Source organism: Soonwooa sp. (genome assembly GCF_030151385.1).
In the GTDB taxonomy this organism is placed as follows: Bacteria; Bacteroidota; Bacteroidia; order Flavobacteriales; family Weeksellaceae; genus Soonwooa.
This window is the reverse complement of record NZ_JASLDS010000029.1, coordinates 10401-32717: the sequence shown is the minus strand read 5'-3', so window position 1 is coordinate 32717 and position 22317 is coordinate 10401. Positions and strand designations below refer to the sequence as shown.

Genomic DNA, 22317 nt, shown 5'->3' with positions numbered 1-22317 from the left:
GAAATAAATGTTACATAAAAATTAAGAATTGTTTAACTTTTTTATTGTTTATATTGAGAAAGTTTTGCAAATTTGCTTTATTGAAAAATTTAATTTGATATGAAAAAATTAACAGCTAGTGTTTTAGTACTGGTGTTAGGCTCTTCGTTAGCGATGGTTTCCGCGCAAACTAAAAAGAGTGACACGGCTAAAACCACAGAAATTGGTGAAGTTATCATTACTGGAGCCTTAGGTATTAAAAAAATAGCAGATGCTGTAACATCATCACAACAGGTAGTTTCTGCTGATCAGTTGAATCAAGCAAGTAACCCAAATGCTGTACAAGCCTTAACAGGAAAGGTAGCTGGTTTATCTATTATTCAAAATAACAGCTCTGTAAATAGCTCTAACACTATTCAGTTAAGAGGACTTCGTTCCATATCGTCTGATAATAGTGCATTGGTTGTAATTGATAATGTGATTTCTAGCGTAAGTGTACTTCAAGGACTTCCTCCTGACTTAATTGAATCTATTAACGTAATCAAAGGGTCTCAAGGTGCTGCCTTGTATGGGTCTGATGGTGTTAACGGTGTTGTTATCGTTACCACTAAAAGAGGAGCGAAAAATAGACTATCAGTTACTTATACTGGATCTGTAGATTTTGAGTCACTTGCTTTCATTCCTAAAAGACAGGATAAATATGGTCAAGGATGGGACAATGCTAGAGATCAATTTGAAAATGGAGCTTGGGGGCCTGCTTTCGACGGAAGCATGACAACCTATGGTTTGCCATTGTATGATTATAATGGTGATGGAACTATTAATACAGACGGTATCGGTTGGGGTGATCCAGATCATTTATCTGCTGATAATCCTGCGGCAATTAATGCGCCATATGTTGGTAGACCTAATGAAATTAAAAACTTCTTTAAAACTGGTGCTACCCGTAGTCATAGTATTACATTAAATGCTGGAAGTGAAGGTAAATATGCATTAGTAAGTATAAATAATACACAAAGGGATTTTATTGTAGAAGGAGACAAGTCAAATAAAACTTCATTCTTATTTAAAGGTGGTGTAAAGTTAGATAAATTGTCATTTGATGGTGGTATCAACTATATCAGAACAGATTATACGCAAACAACTTCTATGTATGATGATGATGGTAATTCATCATTATATTGGGCGTTGTTACAGTCTTCACCTGACATCCCAATTACTAGATATAGATACAATTCATCTGATATTGCTTATACCTATAATATCTATTATATGAATCCTTATTGGAAAATGAAGCATGCAAGACAGGATTATAGTAGAGATTATTTTAGTGCAAATTTTGGTGTAGGCTATGAATTTAATAAGCATATTAATGTACGCTACACTGGAAATTTACAAGGGACATATGCTAGTTCGCAAAGCCATAGAGATGCATGGTCAAAAGCGATATACAGTGGTGCTGCTGCTGGTCCAATGAAAACAGTTACTTCTTCATTATTTCTTAGTGATACAAAAAGCTTAGATTACTATGGAGATTTCCTTTTGAATTTTGATTATGACCTAACTAAAGATATTAATGCAAAATTAAACTTAGGGCATAATTATCAAGAACAAAGATACCAAAGTATAGAAAGAGGAGGTGCAAATTTAGCGTATCCAGGAGTATATACAATGGCGAATATTAATCAACCATTACCATTTTCTTCGACATTTTTAGAGAACGGTACTTTTAGAAAAAATTCGCACTCACTATTCGCTAACTTAGATTTAGCTTATAAAGATTTCTTGTTCTTAAATGCAACTGCAAGAAACGAATGGGTTTCAAAATTACCTAAAGCAAATAATTCATATTTCTATCCTTCTGTAGGTTTATCTTTTATCCCAACTAAAGCTTTTGATTTTGGAGGAAGTGTTCTTAATTATTTCAAAATTTCTGGAGGATGGAGTAGAGTTGGTAATTCTAGAGGAATTGGATGGTACGATGTTAATAGAACTGCTGAAATTGCCGCTGGTTTTCCATTTAATGGTGTGAGTTCTTTTAGAAATGGAATGGTACAAACTGATCCAGATTTACGCCCAGAATTTGTAACGACTAGTGAGTTAAATCTAGACTTAGGATTTTTCAATGACCGAGTTAAAGTAGGAGGGTCTATTTATAAGCAAGATACTAAAGATATGATTACTGATCAAACTGCATCAAGTGCGTCAGGGATTAATACTAGAAAGATCAACATTGCAAAAATGGAGTCTAAGGGGGCTGAAATTAATTTGGGCTTAGTTCCAATTAAAACTTCAGATTTCAAATGGGAAATTAATGGAGGTTATTCTTACAATGAATCAATTGTAAAAGAAGTTTTACCTGGAGTAGCTGATGAAATTGTTTTACAAACAGGTACAGGTTGGGGTATATATGCTCAGAAAGGATCAGTATTCCCATTGATAAAAGTGAATATGATGCAAAGAGACGATCAGGGTAGAATTATTATCGACGCAAAAACTGGTAATCCTCTTGTAACTTCAACTATGCAAAATGCAGGAAGCGCAGTGCCAAAGAGTATCTACAACTTTAGTACTAATTTCTCATATAAAGGGTTTAAACTTGGGGTTGTTGGAGACTACAGATTTGGATCTAAGTTTATTGCTGATATAAAAAGTGGATTAGCATTTAATGGTTCTTTATGGGATTCTGGAGAAATTGATAGAGAAAAAGGAGGCTTTATTATGCCGAACTCTGTAATTTCTGATGGCAATGGTGGTTACAAACCTAATACAACAGTTATGACTGGTGGTAATGATTATGCTCATGCAATTAGCTACTTTAGTTCTTTTTATGCTACAGTTGGAGAGAATCTTCTTACTGATGGTAGAGCATTCAAGATTAGAGAAGTTTCATTATCATATACATTGCCTAAGAGTTTGATAAGTGCTTATGGACTTCAAGAAATTACAATTGGAACTTATGCGAGAAATCCATTCCAAAAATTTGCTAAAGACAACTTGAATTATGCTGATCCAGAAGCTAGTTTTTATACATCTGGTACCAGAAATACGCCATTGAACGCAAGGGGTGTATCTAATCGTGGACAATTACCAAGTACGAAAGTATATGGTTTCTCCTTAAATGTAAGATTCTAATTTTTAATTTTTAATATAACAGTATGAAAAAATATATTTTATTATCAATAGTTGGTCTATCGATTATTTCGTGTAGATTAGATGATAATTTAAACCCTAATAAGGTTTTGTCAGAAAATGTAATGCCTGTTGATAGACTCGCAGGTGCTTCAACAACTGCTTATGCTATGCAAGCAGGTACGATGAATGGACTTGGAAACGCTTGGATGAACACATGGTCTGGTAACTTTGCTCAATTTGGAAATCCATTTACGATAGAGTCAAATTTAGAAGTTAATACATCTTACCGTGCAACTCTTTTCCAAGATACTTACAAAGCTGTAACAAGATTTGAAAGAATAATTGATTTTGGTACTGCTAAGTATCCTAATTATGTGGCGATTGCTAAAATTCAAAAAGCTTTTTACATGCAGTATATTGTGGATCTTTATGGTAATGTTCCTTATACAGAAGCATTTAAAGAATTTGCAAATGTAACTCCAAAGTATGATAGAGACGTTGATGTTTATAAAGGTTTGGTGGCTGAATTGCTAGATGCAAAAGTTATCTTAGCTGCTAATGCTGCTAATCCTGATTTTAAAATTCCAGCGACTGCAGACCCTATATTTAAAGGTAACTTACCAAAATGGGTTGAGTTTGCAAACACGGTTTTACTAAAATTTGCTGTTCGACTTTCAAGTACGACAAATGCGGATGGTATTGCTTTAAGAAATCAAATTATTTCGGCACTTTCTGGAGCTACTTATATTACAGGTAATGTTAGCATTAATCCTGGTTATAGTAATGCTTCCGATGCTTCGCAAAACCCTCTTTATGGTAATTTTGGTTTAAAGTTTGCTTCTGGAGCTGAGAATACACAAGGTTATTATTTAATGACTGCTTCTGATCATGCTGTAAAATCTTTAGGAGGAGATGCATCTAAGATTACAAGTGGTGTTTCTGATACTCGTATTGGATCTGTATTTACTACGGGTGTTAAGTATAATGGTACCTCTGCTGGAGGTGCTGTAGGTTATTACGGTTATCCACAAGGAATGGGTAATGAAGACTACAAAACTTTTATGGGATACCCTGGAAATCCTTTAAAACCTGCGGTTAAAAATTTTTCATGCTTAGGCGGGATATTTGCAACATCAGGAAGTGGAGCTCTTGAAAATGGTTATTTAATGATGAAATCAGAGAGTGAGTTCCTTCAGTCGGAAGCTGCTTTAAGAGGTTATGCTGGATTCTTAGGAGATCAAGCTCATTTCGAGCAGGGTATTAAAGATTCATTTACTTTTGATGGTAAAGCTTCAGATGCTCCAGCATATATTTTGAGTGCTGCTAACAATGCTAAAGTTGGTTGGACAGGAAGTAATGCAGATAAAATTGCAGCTATTCAATATCAAAGATGGGTTGCTTTAATCAATTATAATGGTATTGAATCTTACATTAATTATTTAAGAACTGGCTATCCTGAGACACCATTAGCAACAACTACAGTTAGAGCTAATAAGCCATGGAGAATGTTATATCCTGCATCAGAATATTCTAGTAACACTACTAATGTTCCGAATGTTACATTAGCACAAATTTTTGCTAAGAATGAGTTTACTCCATTTATTTACAAATAATCTTATTATAGTATAATAAATTTCAAACCGCCTTCGGGCGGTTTTTTTATTTTCGTAACTTTGCCATTATTTTTTAGCATAATGAATATTAAAGATAGCATTCAGCAGAAGGTTTCTGAGATTATAACCAACCTTTATCAGATCCATGATTTGAAACTTGAAGTTCAACAAAACAAAACAGACTTCGATGGTGATTTCACGGTTGTTGTTTTTCCTTTGGTGAAACTTCTTAAGAAAAGTCCAGATGTCATCGGAATGGAATTAGGGAGTGAGTTGACTAATGAAGTGGAATACATTGAAAGTTTTATCGCCGTTAAAGGCTTTCTAAATCTTAAAGTTAATAACACTCTGTTTTTAGAAAACTTAGAAAATACATACCAAAATTTTGATAAAGTTGATTCTAAAAATCAAACGGTCATGGTGGAATATTCTTCGCCAAATACTAATAAACCTTTGCATTTGGGGCATATCAGAAATAATCTTTTAGGTTTTTCTGTTGCGCAAATTTTGGAAGCTGATGGTTATGATGTTATCAAAACGCAAATCATTAATGATCGTGGTGTTCATATTTGTAAATCAATGTGGGCTTGGGAACAATTTGGAAACGGCGTTACACCAGAATCAGAGCATTTAAAAGGTGATAAGTTGGTTGGTAATTTCTATGTAGAATTTGATAAAAATTACAAAACCGAAATCGCAAAACTTGTCGCTGATGGTATGGATGAGGAGACTGCTAAAAAGCAAGCGCCGTCTATGTTGGCTGTTCAGAAAATGTTGCTAGATTGGGAAAACGGAAATCCTGAAGTTCGTGAACTTTGGTCAAAAATGAATGCGTGGGTGTATTCTGGATTTAATCAAACCTATCAAAGATTGGGTGTCGCTTTTGACCAAGTTCAGTACGAAAGTAATACCTATATTTTAGGAAAAGATATTATCCAAGAAGGTCTTAAAAATGGTGTTTTGTTTCAAAAAGAAGATGGTTCTGTTTGGTCGGATTTAACTGATGATGGTCTCGATCAAAAATTATTGCTGAGATCAGATGGAACTTCCGTATACATGACACAAGATTTGGGAACGGCTGTTGAGCGTTTTAAGGATAATGATATTCAGAAGTTGATCTATACTGTGGGTAATGAGCAAGATTATCACTTCCAAGTTTTGTTTTTAATTCTTAAAAAATTAGGATACGATTGGGCAGAGCATCTTTATCATTTGTCTTATGGTATGGTTGAGCTTCCAAATGGTAAGATGAAATCTCGTGAAGGGACAGTTGTTGATGCTGATGATTTGATGCAGGAAATGTATTTAACAGCCAAAGAAAAATCGCAAGAACTTGGTAAGCTTGAGCATTTGACTGAAGCGGAAAGAGAAGAATCTTATGAGAAAGTTGGTATTGGTGCGCTTAAGTATTTTATGCTAAAAGTTGATCCTAAGAAAAAAATGCTTTTCAATCCGGAAGAAAGTATCGATTTTAATGGTAATACAGGACCTTTTATTCAGTATACTTATGCGAGAATTCAATCTTTATTAACTAAAGCAAATTACCAATCAGGAGAGCTTAGTAAAGACTACCAGATTAATGATAATGAGAAGGAGTTGGTTATGACTTTGTCTAACTTTAAAGATGTTATTGCAAAAGCAGCTGAGCAATTAAGTCCAGCATTGGTTGCAAATTATGTTTATGAGTTGGTTAAAGTTTATAACTCGTTTTATCAGAATAATCCGATCCTTAATCAGGAAGATAAAAATACGGTTCAATTTAGATTGCAGATTTCTGACTTAACAGCTAAAACAATTAAGAAAGCGCTTTCGCTTTTAGGAATTGGTGTTGTTAATAGAATGTAATATTTCAAAACTTATAATAGTATAAATAAGCTGTCGATTTTGATGGCTTATTTTTTTTTGCATAAAAAAACGGACCTCTGTGAAGAGATCCGTTTTACTGATTTTTAATAGTTTAAAATTTCAGTTTAGTTTCGTCCGTTTTGTAATACAAATGTCCCACTTTTTCCTGTTAAGTGCTTCTTTTTTATATCGACAAGATATTGACAAGTTGAAAAATTGTGTCTACAAATTATATACATGAATTAATAATGCTTTATTAATCAATTATTTATATTTTTGTATTTCATATGATTTCGAATTAAGTATGAAGTTTATTTTTGCTGTTTGAGCTTTTGATTGTTGATAATCAAATGGTTGAGTTGGTGTGTAGACTTGTTACTTATTCGTCTGTATGAGATTTAATAGAATTTGTTAGTTTTTTTTAATGTATAGGTTAAGCTGTTTTAGATTTTTTTTTGCGATATTTTTATTTCCGATCGTTTTTTATGCTCAGAGTGATCTGGATAAAAATCAACAATTGGTGTATGCTTACATCTACAGTAAGGAGTATGGAAATGCGAAATAAATCTTAGATACAGATTTTTTGGCTAGTAAAGATGATCTCCGAAAAGTTATTGGTCTGGTATATTTGTCTGATTATTTTTCTGTTACCAAAGATGAAGAAAAGCAAGTTAGTACTTTAAAGAAAGCGCAAGATTTGGCAAGTTCGACTAAGTCTGATTTGGCAAAGGCTTATGTAGATTATGGATTTGCACGATATTATTTAAGTTTAAATAAAGGCGAACAATTTGTAAAAGCTGTTAATGAAAGTATCTCTGTTTTTGAAAAGCAAAAAAATGAAAACTTTATTCTAACACTACTTTATTTTCTGAAGTTCTCTTATCAGGTTAAAACTGCGGCTGATGTGGCGGATTATAAAGAGGATGCTTTTAAGGCTTTGGATTACGCAAAGAAGTCGCATAACAAATTACTCATTAATTTCACGTATAACAATGTTGGCTTTTATTATAAAAATCTGAGTACTGCGACCAATCAGAAGAAGTTTTTGGATTCTGCTGATGTTAATTATCGCCGCGCTTTTGATGTTATTAAGGAAATACAACCCGCCCTTGCTCAAAAACGGTCTTTGATTGCTTATTATATCAACTATAGTAGTTTGGTTCCTTTTATACGCTCGGGTAATGCTAGTAAAGAAAGCTTGGATTTGGCTTTCAAAGCTTTGGATTTAACCAGTAAGGATGCTAATTACGTCGATCTCACATCATTAATCTACAATAATATTGGTTACAATTACGAAAATGAAGGAAATGTAAGTTTAGCAGAATCCTACTATCAAAAAGCTTATGATCTTGGTCGCTCAAATACCGAGATTATGTTAAGTTCTAAAATCTCAACAATTGACAACTTGTCACGTATCTATTCTAATTCTGGTCGTTTCGAAAAAGCTTTGGTTATAGAGCGCGAGGCAAAAGATATGATTCAACAAGAGAGCAAAGAGCGATTTGATAACAATACAAAATCGCTTCAGATTTTTTATGAAACCGAAAAGAAGAATGAGCAAATTCATCAATTAGAATTAATTAATAAAGCATATACGAGACAGTTGTGGATGTTGCTTGCGATCGTAATTATTGTTATTGCGGCATTTGTGATTCTTTTCAATAATATTAAGTACAAACACAAACTTGCACGACAACAAGCGGATTTGCTAGGTGCTGAGAAGAATGAAACTGAATTAAAACTTCAACTCGAATCTGAAGAAAAAGCGCGCTTGGAAGCAGAACAGAAGTTGTTGGAAGTAGAGCAGGAGCGTCTCCAAAAGCAGACTTTGGCAAAGTCTATTCAACTGGATCAGAAGAATAGTATTATTAATGAATTAACGGAGCAGATAAAAACAAATACTGAACAAAAGCAAAATATTGATAAGCTTTTGCGTGATGACAAAATGATGGAGCGCGATTTGACACGTGTTCAGGATATGCATGAGGAAGTTCATCCGCAATTATTTAAAAAACTTAACGAAGTCTCAAAAGGCAAGTTGACAACACAGGATCTTAAATATGCTTCCTATATGTATCTTAATATGGATAATCAGCAAATTGCAAATCTCTTGAAAGTGGAGGTAAAAACAGTAAGGATGACAAAATACCGACTTAAGATTAAATTAGGCTTGGATAAAGATATGGACTTGCAAAGTTTTATACAGAATCTTACAGTTTAGTATAAATGCTATAAAATATCCCCGAAACAAAAGCTTTCGGGGATATTTTATATTTAATTTTGTTGACCAAACCAATTTCCTAATAGCATAATCAACGAAAGTACGAGAAGTCCAATGATGTAGCCTTTCTTTATTTTGACGGCGTTTTTTACTAAGAATTTAATTGGATTTCGATTCAAATTTTCATTATTGTTTTGTAGGTGAAAGTTGACGACTCTATCAACTACCAACTCGCAAAGTATTCTCGCAATGTTGGTGCTGATTAGTATCATAAATGACATTACAATTTGCATCACAAATCTAAAGTGCAAATAATAGAGGTTTGGAAAGATGTATAATACAATGGTTAATATGATAAACATTGCAAAAAATGACAATATATACTGCCAGTATTTTAGCGGATTGAAATAAAACAATGCTAAGTTTGCGGAGAAAAACAACAAAACAAAAAGTAAATTCATAATTGTGTTATTTGGCTTAGTTTATTCTAAAAGCGATGTTGACAGAGTTTATTCTTCGCCTTCTTCATCGCTTCCAAAATAGAAATCTGTAAGATTGGTTACGATTTCTTCATAGATACTTCCACTGTTGTAATATATTTTGCCTTTTTCTTTTAGTTGGTACAAGTTGATTTGGCGGTCAATGCTTTCTTCTTTAGTCGCGTTGCTGTATGTGTTTTTGAGCGAAACCAAAAGTTTTTTTAGTTCCTCAGCTTTTAGACTTTTTGGGTTTTTATCTTTGTAAGCAGTCATTACTTCGTCTGCAGACTCGTTTGGTAATTTGAAAGTTACTCGATAAGAAATCTCTGCAATTTTTTCACCTTTTATATATTCGTTATCGACCAACTTTACATTGGTTATTTTGTAAGTTGCCTCATTAAAGTTTTTGATCATCGCAGCAAAATAGTCTTCAGCCTCTTTTTTGTTAGCTTTTGCCGCGGCGGGAGAGAAGATGTTTAAGAAGTTTTCTGACATACTCGATATCATTTCAGAAGCGCCTTCTGCAAAGTTTACATTATACATGTCCTTTCCTTCAACGGTTGGACGCATATAATCGTTAAGTTCTTTTAATGAACTTTCTTTTTTGTTGACAAAGGTTTTAAAATAAAGGTCAAATGCTTCTGCGGGTTTTTTGACTTCAGTCTGTGCGAAAAGGATGTTGGTGCTTAAAATGCTAATTAGTGCGAAGATTGTTCTGAAATTGTACATTTAATTGTTTTAAAATTTTTGTCAAAAATATTGGCTTTATCTGGTAATGTCAAATTTTTGAGGTGGCATTTTTTTTATGTTTAAAATACTTTGATTTTTTAGCCTTAAATAAATCAAAAATGAAGTCAAACTTAATTCTTGTTTAAATAGTTGGCTAGTATATTGGTGTTTGGTTGAGGTCGATAATGCTATTATTAACCTTTTTGCACAGTAGATGCTAGATTCGAGTGGTTTTAATTAAATTCTTGAATGCCGAATTTAAAATAATACATACAAAAATAGCTTGCTAAAATTAGCAAGCTATTCGGACAATCGTAGACCCACAGGGATTCGAACCCCAACAGACGGTACCAAAAACCGGAGTGCTACCGTTACACCATGGGTCTGTCGTTTATTGTGATGCAAATGTAGGACTTTTTTTTTAAGTTCCAAAATATTTCGCAAAAAATTTCATAATTTTATACAAAATAATTTCACAGAAAAAGCAATGGTAATCGACTGTTCTGATATTCAGCAAGATATAACGAAGCCTGAAAATGACTTCGAATCAAAAGTTTTTGAATTTTTTCAAGAATGTCTTTCCGATAAGACAACAACCACGATAAAAAGTTCTGGTTCGACAGGAATTCCGAAGCTTTTTGAAGTCGAAAAAAGCCGAATGTTTGCTTCCGCCAAGATGACTTGTGATTTTTTAGGCTTAAAAAACGGAGATTCTGCAGCGCTTTGTCTTCCTGTAGAATATATTTCTGGCAAGATGATGGTCATTCGTAGCATCGAAAGAGGTTTGAAGCTTCATGTTTTGACGCCAAAGACAGATGCTCTTGCTAATCTTAGCTCCGAAATTGATTTTTGTGCGCTAACGCCTTTGCAAGTTGAGCATTCGTTAGATAAGTTACATTTAATTAAGAAGCTAATTATTGGTGGTGCAGCAGTTTCTGAAAGTTTAAAAAAGAAGATTTTTTCTGTACTAAAGTCCGAAGAGCAAAGCATCTATGAAACTTATGGAATGTCGGAGACCTTGTCGCATATTGCATTAAGAAAGATTTACCCAATGACAGAACAAGCTTTCACGTGTTTTGATGGTGTTCGGATTTCTAAAGATGAAAGAGGTTGTTTACAGATTTTTGCGCCAAGCATTAACGCAGAACTTTTGGTAACGAATGATTTGGTAGAAATTATTAATGATAAACAATTCCGATTTTTGGGACGAATCGATAATGTTATTAATTCTGGTGGAGCAAAAATTTATCCTGAAGAGATTGAAGCTTTAATCAAGAAAGTCATAAGCAATGAAGTTGTGGTGACTTCTATTAAAGATGAAGTTTTAGGTGAAAAGATGATTGCGATTGTAGAAGGGGAACCTAATGAAAATTTAAGAACGAAAATTCTTGACACCGAATATCGTCGCAAACTCGATTGTCCAAAAGATGTTATCTTTATAGAAAATATTCCTCGAACACCGAATGGAAAGGTGAGTCGTTTGGATTTAAAAAAGCTAATTGCCAATAATAATGATTGATTTTTCTAAAGAACTAAGTTTCAAAACATCTAGGAGTGGTGGTGCTGGTGGGCAAAATGTCAACAAAGTAGAAACTGCTGTGACTGTGATGTGGAAAGTTACCGATACCAAATTGTTTTCGGAGGATGAAGTTCTGCTAATTTTAGAAAAATTGAAAAACCGTATTAACAATGATGGTATTTTGCAGCTAACTTCGACTGAAGCTCGCTCACAACTAGAAAATAAGGCAATCGCAATTGATAGAATACTTAATATTGTTAACGCCTCTATCATTGTCCAAAAGCCCAGAAAGAAGACGAAACCTCGTAAAAGTCAAATCGAAAAACGACTGACAGCCAAGAAGATTTTGTCCGATAAAAAAGATAACAGGAGATTTCGTTATTAAAGATTGAAAATAGTTTCGGGATAACTAAAAAAGGCGTACTTTTACCCTCCGATTTTTGAAAAATGGAAAAAGAAATCAAAATCAGTTTTGAAGTTATTGCTTCTTATGCAGAGCTCAATGAAACTGAAAAGAAACTTTTTGATGCTGCAAAGGCAGTGCGAGAAAATGCATATGCAAATTATTCTAATTTTCTTGTAGGTTGCGCCCTTTTGCTTGACAATGGTGAAATTATTACTGGAAGCAATCAGGAAAACGCTGCTTATCCTTCTGGTTTATGTGCCGAAAGAACTACGATATATTGGACTTCTGCCAACTTCCCAAAATCTCAAATTAAAAAAATGTTTGTGATTGGTGCGCCTCGTGACGCTGTTAGCGCACAGCCAATTCCGCCTTGTGGTGCATGTCGTCAAAGTATTTTGGAATATGAAGCTAAACAGAATGAAACTATCGAAATCTATTTCGCATCTCTAGAAGGTGAAATATTTAAGACGAAATCTGTTCGCGATCTACTTCCGTTCTCTTTCGATTCGAGCTTTTTGTAAGTATTAAATTACAAAAGAACCATCACCATCGAACTTCTTGCGAAGTCGTTGTTTTGATTTTTTGACACCATCAACGCTTAGTCCTAATAACTGAGCGATTTCTAGATTGTTAAGCTCTAGTCTATTTAGTAGGATAATTCGAAGATTAGATTCGGTTAAGCCATGAAAAGTACTTACAATGTGGTGGTAGAATTCTGGTTCTTCTCGGATAAATACTTCCTTGAATTTGTTCCAGTTTTCATCTGTAACCAAATGCGAGATTTTTAACTCCTCCATTGCAGAAAGCGTTTTTGTAGATCTTCCTGTTTGTCGAAGTTTACTAATTTCAGTGTCAATTTTGTCAATATGTTTATTCCTATCAATTAGATAAGCTTTGAAACTTGCTAAAGAAGTATTGGTCGATTGTAGTTTTTTGTCAGATTCTACCTGCTCTAATTTAAATTTTAAAATCTGCTTTTCGTAACTACTTTTTAGCAAGCGAATTTTTCTTTTATTAGACTTATAAACACTGAAAACAAGGCCACACAATAACATACTAATTCCTAATAGTGACCACTTTATGATTTCGGATTTTTCAGCTTTATTTTGTTCGGCTTCCAGTTGCCATTCGACACGTTCTTTTTGACTTTGCCAGTTTGCTAATTTAACAACTTCAACACCGTCCTGCATTGCGATTTGCTTGCTTAGTTCTTCTATTTTCCGTCTTGCGCTCAATTCCGCAATATCATTTTTATCGTGAATGGCAATCTGTAGCAAGAGTTTTTGTATGTCAAGTTCGTAACTCGCGAGATAAGTTTTTGTTCGGATATATTCTAAAGCTTCAACAGAGAGTTTTTTTGCATCCTCGTATTTGTTCATCTCCATATAGATGTTCGCCAAACGTATTTGCGCAAACATTGTGTTTTTGTCACTTTTCTCGTCCTTAGAAATCTGGATATCCTCCTGTAAAAGACTAATTGCTTTGTCGTAATTTTTTCTTTTTGCTTCTATAAAAGCAATGTCGCCTAAAGCTTTTGCGTAACGAACTTTGTCATTAATATTAATGGCTGCGGCTTTCGTTTTTTCTAAATATAAAAGAGCCTTGTCATAATCATTGAGTTTCGTGTAACCAATTGCAATGTTATTTAGGATTGTTCCATAGTTTTCATTGTTCCCATTACACTGCTTTAAAGCTCGCTCTAGATATTCGATACTCTTTTTGTAATCTTCGATGGTAGACCAGAAAAAACCATTAAGTTTTAAAGTATTACAAGCATCAACAATATTTTCGTCTTTATTGGTTTGTAAAAGTTTTGACGTTTTTAGAAATAATTTTAATGCATTCGGATAATCATTATAATCGTAATAGTAAAACCCAAATTTAGTGTCAAACCAGATTAAAAAATCAACATCATTGATTTGATTTGATAGCTTTTGTGCTTCATTATAAAGTTGGAGACTTTGTGCATTCGATTTATCTAGTTTTTTAGAGTAGAAATCTGCTAAAACAACTTTTTTAATAATCTCTTTTTTGTTTGATGGTATTTTATAATGATCACTATCAAGGAAATTAATTAATTGCTTTTCGTTATCAATTTTTGATGCTTTTGTTAGGAAATCTGTTTCAACAGAAATCACATTTTCTGTTTGTTGAGCTCTAATTTGGGCTCCACAGACATAAAAAAGAAACAAAAAGAGATAGATTTTCGCCATATTGGCAAAGATATTTAAAAAAAATAGTTTTTTTGCTATTATTTTAATTTATATAAATGACTGATAATCATATAGCTTTATTTGTAAAATCATTTGTCCACCCCAATGTCCACCCCTAATTTTTGCATTTTTTTTGTTTTTTTTGAAAATTTGGTAAAAATATTTAGACAAAAACTACTGCTTAATTTTTTTTCAGAATCTCATGAATGTCTAAATGTGATTAATAACCATTCTATATATGCGAAATGCCAGAAATTTTCTGGCATTTTTTATATTTCGTAGATACTGCTTTTTGCATTAATTCCTTTGATGATGTTTTCGGTTCGTTCCTTATGCGTGTCGGTGATAAAGATTTGACCAAAATTTTCTTGATTAACCAAGTCAATTAATTGTGCAACACGCCTGTCATCAAGTTTGTCAAAGATATCGTCTAGTAAAAGAATTGGTGTTTTACCAGTCAATTCTTTAATGCGTACCATTTGCGCAAGTTTTAAGGCTACAAGAAAGGTTTTCTGTTGACCTTGTGATCCTACTTTTTTGATGGGATAATGCATCATTTCGAAAAGTAAATCGTCTTTGTGTATACCTTTTGATGTGTAGGTTAACACGCGATCTTTTTCTAAAGATTGGATGAGCAAACTGGCATAATCTTCTTCTAAATCGGATTGATAAGTGATTAAAACTTCTTCTTTACCTCCAGAAATACTTTGATAGAAGTTTTGCATCACAGGATTAAGAAGTTCAACAAAGTTTTTACGCTTAGCAAAAATCTTTTCACCATATTTTACCAAAGGCTCATCATAGATTTCTAAGCTGTCTTTGTCAAAATAGCGATTCTTAGCAAAGCTTTTTAATAAAGCATTGCGCTGCTGCAAGGTTTTTTGAAATTGAATTAACGCAAAAAGATAATCGCTATCTGTTTGCGAAATCATGGCATCCAAAAATTTTCGGCGACTTTCTCCAGAATCAGAAATTAGATTTTGATCATATGGTGAAATAATAACTGACGGCAAATAGCCAACATGGTCAGCAAGTCGATCATAAGATTTGTCATTTTTCTTGATGACTTTTTTTGCTTCTTTGCTCAAGATGATTTTAAGAATATCTTCTTTTTCTTCATTTTGAACTTCCGCTTCAATGCTAAAGAAATCGCAATCGTTTTTAACATTGTTAAAATCGGAGTTACCAAGAAAGCTTTTGCCTACCGAAAGATAATACAAAGCATCTAGAATATTGGTTTTGCCAACACCATTGTTCCCGACAAAGCAGTTGATTTGTGCAGAAAGATCCAGCTGAAGACTTTCGTGGTTTTTGAAATTATGAAGACTGAGTTTATTAATTCTCAAAATGATATTTTTTGACTGTGCAAAGATAAGTCAATTCGCATTCTTAAAAAAGGAGGTAATATTTAATAGCAAGATATATGATAAGTGGAAGTCCAGAACAGCTTTCAATCCAGAAAGAAAAATAGGAATCGGATTTTTTATCTGAAGCGAAGTATATCAAGATGCAACTTACAACAGAAGTCAATGCTAAAGCGACAATTGTATCAATTTTAAAAAATAAAATACTGATGATGTTTGCTAATATAATTAAAAAAAAAGCTAAAAACTTAGTATTTTTGACACCAATTATTTGTGGAAAAGTAACAACTTTATCATACTTCATATCGCGAATGTCAAACGGTAAAACCAAGGCGGAAATGAAAAAAAAGCTAAAACCGATAATTTCCCAATTAACTTTTGGCAATCCTAGGAATCCAAAAGACAATCCCCAGACAAGTCCAACGTAAAAGACTTTGACCAACGGAATATTGCGAATGGTCTTTTCTAAGAAACGGCTATTGTACAAAAGTCCCAAAAAGACGATTAAAAGCCATTTTAGCAAAACGATTTCGTTGTGGTTTCTGATAATAAGAAGCACGCAAATGATTCCAGTGAAGGCGTTGAATATTAATATTTTTTTAAATATTCGGCCTTGCCCTTGGTATTTGGTATAGAGATAACCGCTAAAAAATGTCAAGAAAATAAGGTACAGCTTGGGAAAACGGAATGTATTTTGTTCCAAAAGAAAAAATGCCGCCAACATTGTTCCCATCAAGGAAACATAGATTTGGCTGTCGACAATATATTTTTTTGCTAATTTTAAAACTGACATTTCAATACAAAGAAAACAAAAAAGTGGCTTTTGTGGTGAAATTTCTAAAAATAAAAGTTTATGAAGAAACTATTTCCTAGCTTAGGATTGTTGCTATTAACAAGTTTTTCGGTTCCAGTTTTTGGACAGAACTATTATGAGCAACAATGGAAAATCGTTAAGGAGCAAGTCCAGAAAGGGACTTTCAAGTCCAACCAGACGATTATTCAGAATATCGAAAAACAAGCCATGAAAGATAAAAATCTACCCGAATTAATTAAAGCGCTAAAAGCCGATTTTAGCATTTCACAAAAGACTTTCGATGACACCGAAAATGATAATGCGAGTCAGTTTTTTAAGAAAATTGAAGAAGCACAACGTTCTTTTTCTGGAAAAGAAGCTTTGGTGTTAGATGTTCTCAAAGCTGAGTTTATCAAAGATTATTATAATTCGGTGCAATGGAAAATTAGTAGTCGCACCAATGTCGATAACCAAGATGTGTCGCAAATCGAGACGTGGACCAATCTTGGATTCAAAAATTATTTGTTAAAACAATACCAAGCTATTTTTGAAAAAAAGGAAGCTCTGAAATCCATTGGTCTTAAGCCTTATGAAGCTATTTTTGATTCCAAATTTGATTTAGAATATTATCCAACGATGTTGGATTGGACGTCCATTCAGTATGTTCGTTTTTTAAACGATTCTAATTTGTTCACAAAGAATGAGTTGGACGTTAATCAGCCAAAGATTTTGCAGATTTATGATGATTTAATTACTGCAAATTCTGCGAACGCAAAGTTGTATTATCAATCCGAAAAATTAGAGTATCAAATCCAGCGAAATCCTAATGATAAAAGCTTAAAAGCACAATGGCAGACTTTATATGATAGCCCAATTGATGGTGATTACAAATTGGCTATTGCGTCAGAAATCGCATCTAATTTACTTGCTGATAAAAAGGAGAAAGAAGCTTTGGAAGTGATCAAAAATGCAAAAGCTAAATATCCAAAGTCGGACTTTTTAGGCAGTCTCAAGAATCTTGAAAATAGCATTATTCAGTCATTTTCTAACGTACATCTTGAAGCGACATCTTTGACCAACAAGCCAATCCAAGCACTTGTTGAGTTTAAAAATGTTAAAACTGTTCAGTTGAAGATTTATCAAGTGAAAGATGATATTCTAGGCTTTTTAAGTTATGTTTCGGATCCTTATAATTCGAAGTTTTCTAGCGTTAAAAAGACTTTGATAAGAACAGAAAATTTTGATGTTCCTGTGACCAATGATTACAAACAGCATAAAACGGCTTTTGACATTAAGGCTCTTCCTGCTGGAATCTATATGCTAGAATATTTTATAGATGGTGAAAGCTCTAATAATGACAACTCAAACTATTTTTTAGTTTCTGGTGCAAAGTCCATTTACAAAAATATTTCTTCTAAAAACCAAAGCGATTCCGAATTGCTTTGGATTAATTCTGAGGATGGAAGTTTGGTGAAAAATCCAAGTTTAAAACTTTATGAATACGTTTCAAAAGGCAAGCTTTCTAGCAATAACAATTTGGTATTTGACAAAGATTCGAGTTTTAAAATTCCTGCAACAAATAGCAATTCTTATTATCGTTTTCAATTGTTACAAGATAGCAAAACTGGCGATGTTGAGTTGAAGCAAGTCTATGGCGCAAATTACAATTATTCTAATGATAAAGGACCTAGCGCAAGGAACATGGCGCAAATTTTCCTTGACAGACAAATCTACCGTCCTGGACAAGTTGTTTATTTTAAAGTTATTAATACAAAATTGATTGGTGACAAAGAATCGGTTGTACCAAAGGCAACGCAAGAAATTAAACTGGAGGATGCGAATGGTGAAGAGCTCGCAAAGCAAAGTTTTACAACCAATGATTTCGGGTCTTATAATGGAAGTTTTACGCTTCCAAAATCAAAGCTTAATGGGAATTTCACGTTAGTAATCGATGATGAAAAATTAAATATTTCCGAGCAAAAAGATTTCCTAGTTGAAGAATACAAACGCCCAACTTTCGAACTTAATTTTGAGCCAATAAAAGGTGAATACAAATATGGTCAAAAGATTGAATTAAAAGGGAAAGCAACAATGTTTTCGGGTGTTCCGTTGTCTAATTCTAACATCCAATATGAGATTAAAAAAGAAAATATCCGTTGGCGTTATTTCTCTTGGTATCCAAGAATTTATGATAACGAAAATTCGATTTTGGGAGAAACAAAAACCAATGACAAAGGCGAATTCACGATCGTATTGGATTTAAAAAAGGACGAAAAACTAGAAGGTGTCCAAGTGGATCAATACAGCATTAATGCCAGTGCAACCGATATTGCTGGCGAAACGCAATCTGCTGATACTAGTTTAACCGTTTCGTCTGTTTCACATTACATCGATGCAACGCCTCTTAAAGACCAGTTTTCGGATGAGGATATTAAGTTAAATGTTGCAACAAAAAACTACAATAATCAAAATCTTAATAAATCTTATCATGCTAAATTGACGAAGCTGGAAGAGCCACAACGCGTTTTCAGAAGTCAGTTTAAGAATCAAATTCAGGATTTGCCAAAGTTCTCAAAACCAGAATTTGTAAATCTTTTCCCAAATGATCGATTTGATAAATCTGATCTTCCTAAAAACTGGAATACAGAACGTGTTGTATTTGATAAAACTGCGCAAGATTCTTTGTTTAACATTGGTAAATTAAATGCAGGTTATTACCGATTGGATTTTTACAATATCGAAGGTAAAGACAGCATTAAGACAAGTCAGGATTTTCAAGTGTGGAGCAAGTCTAGTTTGGATTCGAAACAAAAAACTTTCCTTAATGCAAGCTTTGACAAGAAGGAATACAAAGTTGGAGAAACAGCCAATCTGATGATTTATTCGGCGGTTCCAGATGCGATTGCGAATATTTATGTTCAAAATGGTGATGGCAATACTGTTTTTGAAAGAAAAACTTTGAAAAACGGTTTCCTAGTTTATCCAGTTAAGATTTCCCAAAAAGCTGAATTGCTAAACGTACAAGTGGTTTTAGCAGGTTTCAATGATGTACAAACAGAAAATATCTATGTTCCGATTAATGGAAAAGAGGATGCTTTGAAAATCGAAACCACAACATTCCGTGACAAGTTGCAACCAAATTCTAAAGAAAAATGGACTTTAAAAGTTTCAGGTGCTGAAAACGAAAAAGTTTTGGCTGAAGTTTTGGCGAATATGTACGATATGTCTTTGGATAAATTTGCTGCTAACAATTATCAATTTAACAACATCTATTACCGTAGAGACATTGTTAATGAATATCGCGTTTTGACTGACCTAAAGCAGTTGTACTACAATAAAAGATTGCAATATGTGACTTCTAAAAGCGTTGTTGAGCCACAATTTAATTGGATGTATTCTGATTGGATGAGTGGTGGTTCTAGATTACGTGGACAAGTTGCGGGACTTGAAATGGCACCTCCTGCACCAGTAGCAAACAAAGTAATGATTCGTGGTGTAGCTTCTCTTAAAGACCAATCAGCTAATTACATAAATGGTGAGGCTGTTGTTTCCAAGAAGGGACTGGCTTATAATAAGGTTGAAGTTGTACAAGGTATAGTGCCAGAACCAATGAAGAATAGTACCGATTTTAATGCTGGAGATAAATCCGAAAATATCAAAGTTCGTGAAAATCTTAATGAAACTGCGTTCTTTTATCCAAATTTAGTAACCGATGACAAAGGAAATGTAAGTTTCGAATTTACGACGCCAGAGGCTTTAACCAAATGGAAATTGATGTTGCTCGCACATACCAAAGACGCAAAGTCTGGCTATTTGGAAAAAACGGTAGTGACACAAAAAGACTTTTCAGTGACGCCAAATTATCCTCGATTCTTAAGAGAAGGTGATGTGTTAACATTCCAAACAAAGATTAGTAGTTTGGTGTCGAAAGCCTTGACTGGTTATGCAAAACTTCAGATTTTGGATGCATTTACCAATGAAGATATTTCGGAGAAATTTAAACTAACAAATTTGACGCAAGTTACTGGCTATAATATTGAACAATCATTTAGCTTAAAAGAAAATTCGAGTACAGCCTTGTCTTGGACGTTGACCACGCCAAAAGATGTTTCGTCGATTATTATAAAAGTTGTGGCACAGGCTGGCAACTATTCTGATGGCGAACAAAAAGCTGTGGCAGTGCTTCCTAACAGGATGTTGGTGACGGATGCTGTGCCGATTTTTGTAAAAGAAGGCGAAACCAAAACTTTTGAAATTGAGAATTTAATTAATAACAATTCAACAACAGTTTCTAATGTCCGCAATACTTTGGAGCTGACAACCAATCCAATTTGGGAAGTGATGTTTGCATTGCCAAGTCTTAAAAATGAGACTAAAAATTCGGCAGATGTTATCTTTAACAAGTGGTTTGCGGATGTTATTGCGTCGGAAGTTTTCCGTTCAAATCCAAGAATGAAAACGATTTTTGACGAATACCAATCAAAAGGACTTTTAACGTCAAACCTTGACAAAAATCAAGAGTTAAAACAACTTCTTTTGGACGAAACGCCGTGGATGCTAGAAAGCAAGACGGAGGAAGAACAAATGACGAAGTTGGCAAGATTGTTTGACGCCAATACGATGCGTAATTCGATTCTTGATGATTGGAATGCTTTGTTGCAGCTTCAGAATCCTGATGGCGGTTTCAGTTGGTATGCAGGTTATCCAAGTTCTTATTATTCGTCTTTGTATATTCTTAAAAATTTAGGAAAGCTAAACCTGTGGTTAAAAGACAATGTTAAAGATTATCAATCGGATTCTCAAAAGGAAATGATTGGGAAGTTGATTAATTACGTAGATAACAATGTCAATCGTTATTGGGATGTTCGTAAAGAAAATCCTTGGAGCAATGCTTCGCTAGAATATTTGGATGCAAGACATTATTGGGAAAAAGATTATCCATTGACAGCTAATCCAAAAGCTTTGAAAAATCTTGTTATTAAAAAAGCAAAAACGGCGAAGATTACAGATTTCACATTCTTTGGGTTGCATAGAGCGGCAATGTTGTTAGACCAATATGGATTAAAAGATGTGTCTACAAAATTGATGACTTATCTTAAAGAAACATCTACAGATTCTAAAACGCAAGGCGCTTACTGGAAACAAAACCTTGATGATTGGGGTTGGTACTCGTCAAAAGTTGTCAATCATGCTGCTGCTTTGGAAGCATTTAATACTTTGAAGCCAAATGATATTCAGTTTATTGAAGATTTGAAAATTTGGTTAATTACCCAAAAAGAAGTTAACTCATGGGGAACTTCGAGAAATACAGCAGAGGTTATTTTTACGATTTTAAACTCTGGTAAATCTTGGACAACGCCAGAAAGTGATAAAGCAACAATTGTTTGGGGAAATAAAGATTTGAATCTAGCGCAGCAAAAGGCGACTGGTTATATCAAAATGAGTGAAGCATCGTCAAAAGTTGATAAATCTTTAGGAAAAGTAACGGTCACTAAAACTGGAGCAGGCGTGGCGCAAGGAGGTTTGTTCTGGCAGTATTATGAGGATTTGGATAAAATAAAATCTTCTGAAAGTTATATCTCGATTAAAAAAGAATATTTCAAAAAAGTTAAAACTGAAAATGGTGAAGAATTAAAACCAATTGCAGCGAATACTGCTTTAAAAGTTGGTGATAAAATTACAGTAAGAATGATTCTTAACACCGACCGAAATATGGAATATGTTCAGCTAAAAGATATGCGCGCAGCAGGGACTGAGCCTTTGGATGTAATCTCTGGTTATCAATGGAAAAATAATCTCGGATATTATCAATCGACTAAAGATGCGTCCACCAATTTCTATATCGAATCTATGCCGAAAGGAAAATATGTTTTTGAATATGATTTGGTAGCCAATGCATCTGGTATGTTCTCAACGGGGATTTCGACTTTGCAAAATTATTATGCACCTCAGATGAACAGTCACACCGCAGGATCTAAATTGGAGATTAAAGAGTAGTTTTTTGATTGACGATTTTTGATT

General features: G+C 33.8%; 13 protein-coding genes and 1 tRNA gene. 8 read left to right on the top strand and 6 right to left on the bottom strand.

The features are described 5' to 3' along the window. The first annotated feature begins 99 nt into the window (after window positions 1–99). From Q1V95_RS04695 to Q1V95_RS04680, 4 genes are all read left to right on the top strand, one after another. The gene (locus Q1V95_RS04695; RefSeq protein ID WP_300670916.1) at window positions 100–3114 is read left to right on the top strand and encodes a SusC/RagA family TonB-linked outer membrane protein; all 3015 of its coding nucleotides are present in this window, start codon (window positions 100–102) and stop codon (window positions 3112–3114) included. 107 nt (window positions 3115–3221) lie between these two features. Continuing rightward, window positions 3222–4727, top strand: a complete 1506-nt coding sequence (locus Q1V95_RS04690; protein ID WP_300670913.1) for a SusD/RagB family nutrient-binding outer membrane lipoprotein — start codon at window positions 3222–3224, stop codon at window positions 4725–4727. Between the two features lie 81 nt (window positions 4728–4808). Then, the gene (gene argS / locus Q1V95_RS04685; RefSeq protein WP_300670910.1) at window positions 4809–6572 is read left to right on the top strand and encodes an arginine--tRNA ligase; all 1764 of its coding nucleotides are present in this window, start codon (window positions 4809–4811) and stop codon (window positions 6570–6572) included. A gap of 583 nt (window positions 6573–7155) precedes the next feature. Continuing rightward, entirely contained in the window at window positions 7156–8793 is a 1638-nt protein-coding gene (locus Q1V95_RS04680; protein WP_300670907.1) for a tetratricopeptide repeat protein, read from the top strand. A 53-nt stretch (window positions 8794–8846) separates the two neighbouring features. On the opposite strand, the gene Q1V95_RS04675 is transcribed toward Q1V95_RS04680, so the two are convergent. From Q1V95_RS04675 to Q1V95_RS04665, 3 genes are all read right to left on the bottom strand, one after another. Continuing rightward, a complete protein-coding gene (locus Q1V95_RS04675) occupies window positions 8847–9254 on the bottom strand; it encodes a hypothetical protein (RefSeq protein ID WP_300670905.1) in 408 nt (135 codons plus the stop codon). Window positions 9255–9302: 48 nt separating this feature from the next. Then, window positions 9303–10001 (bottom strand): hypothetical protein, encoded by a 699-nt coding sequence (locus tag Q1V95_RS04670; protein WP_300670902.1) that lies wholly within the window; start codon window positions 9999–10001, stop codon window positions 9303–9305. A 315-nt stretch (window positions 10002–10316) separates the two neighbouring features. Beyond that, window positions 10317–10387: transfer RNA gene (locus tag Q1V95_RS04665), tRNA-Gln, on the bottom strand. A gap of 101 nt (window positions 10388–10488) precedes the next feature. Here Q1V95_RS04665 and Q1V95_RS04660 point away from each other — a divergent pair. The 3 genes from Q1V95_RS04660 to Q1V95_RS04650 all read left to right on the top strand — a co-directional run bounded on the left by Q1V95_RS04660 (window position 10489) and on the right by Q1V95_RS04650 (window position 12447). Then, window positions 10489–11520: an AMP-binding protein gene (locus Q1V95_RS04660; RefSeq protein WP_366143268.1), complete on the top strand. Its 1032-nt coding sequence runs from the start codon at window positions 10489–10491 to the stop codon at window positions 11518–11520. Then, window positions 11513–11905 (top strand): alternative ribosome rescue aminoacyl-tRNA hydrolase ArfB, encoded by a 393-nt coding sequence (gene arfB, locus Q1V95_RS04655; RefSeq protein ID WP_300670899.1) that lies wholly within the window; start codon window positions 11513–11515, stop codon window positions 11903–11905. Before Q1V95_RS04660 ends, arfB begins: the two co-directional genes overlap by 8 nt. A gap of 62 nt (window positions 11906–11967) precedes the next feature. Further along, window positions 11968–12447 carry a cytidine deaminase gene (locus Q1V95_RS04650; protein WP_300670897.1) on the top strand — a complete coding sequence of 160 codons (480 nt, stop codon included), beginning with the start codon at window positions 11968–11970 and terminating at the stop codon, window positions 12445–12447. A gap of 3 nt (window positions 12448–12450) precedes the next feature. On the opposite strand, the gene Q1V95_RS04645 is transcribed toward Q1V95_RS04650, so the two are convergent. From Q1V95_RS04645 to Q1V95_RS04635, 3 genes are all read right to left on the bottom strand, one after another. Beyond that, complete coding sequence (locus tag Q1V95_RS04645) at window positions 12451–14064, bottom strand: tetratricopeptide repeat protein (RefSeq protein ID WP_300670894.1); 1614 nt, start codon at window positions 14062–14064, stop codon at window positions 12451–12453. A 344-nt stretch (window positions 14065–14408) separates the two neighbouring features. After that, window positions 14409–15485: a DNA replication/repair protein RecF gene (locus Q1V95_RS04640; RefSeq protein ID WP_300670892.1), complete on the bottom strand. Its 1077-nt coding sequence runs from the start codon at window positions 15483–15485 to the stop codon at window positions 14409–14411. A 43-nt stretch (window positions 15486–15528) separates the two neighbouring features. Then, window positions 15529–16296 (bottom strand): hypothetical protein, encoded by a 768-nt coding sequence (locus Q1V95_RS04635; protein WP_300670890.1) that lies wholly within the window; start codon window positions 16294–16296, stop codon window positions 15529–15531. Window positions 16297–16356: 60 nt separating this feature from the next. Here Q1V95_RS04635 and Q1V95_RS04630 point away from each other — a divergent pair, with 60 nt between their 5' ends. Further along, entirely contained in the window at window positions 16357–22293 is a 5937-nt protein-coding gene (locus Q1V95_RS04630; protein ID WP_300670888.1) for an MG2 domain-containing protein, read from the top strand. Window positions 22294–22317: the final 24 nt, after the last annotated feature.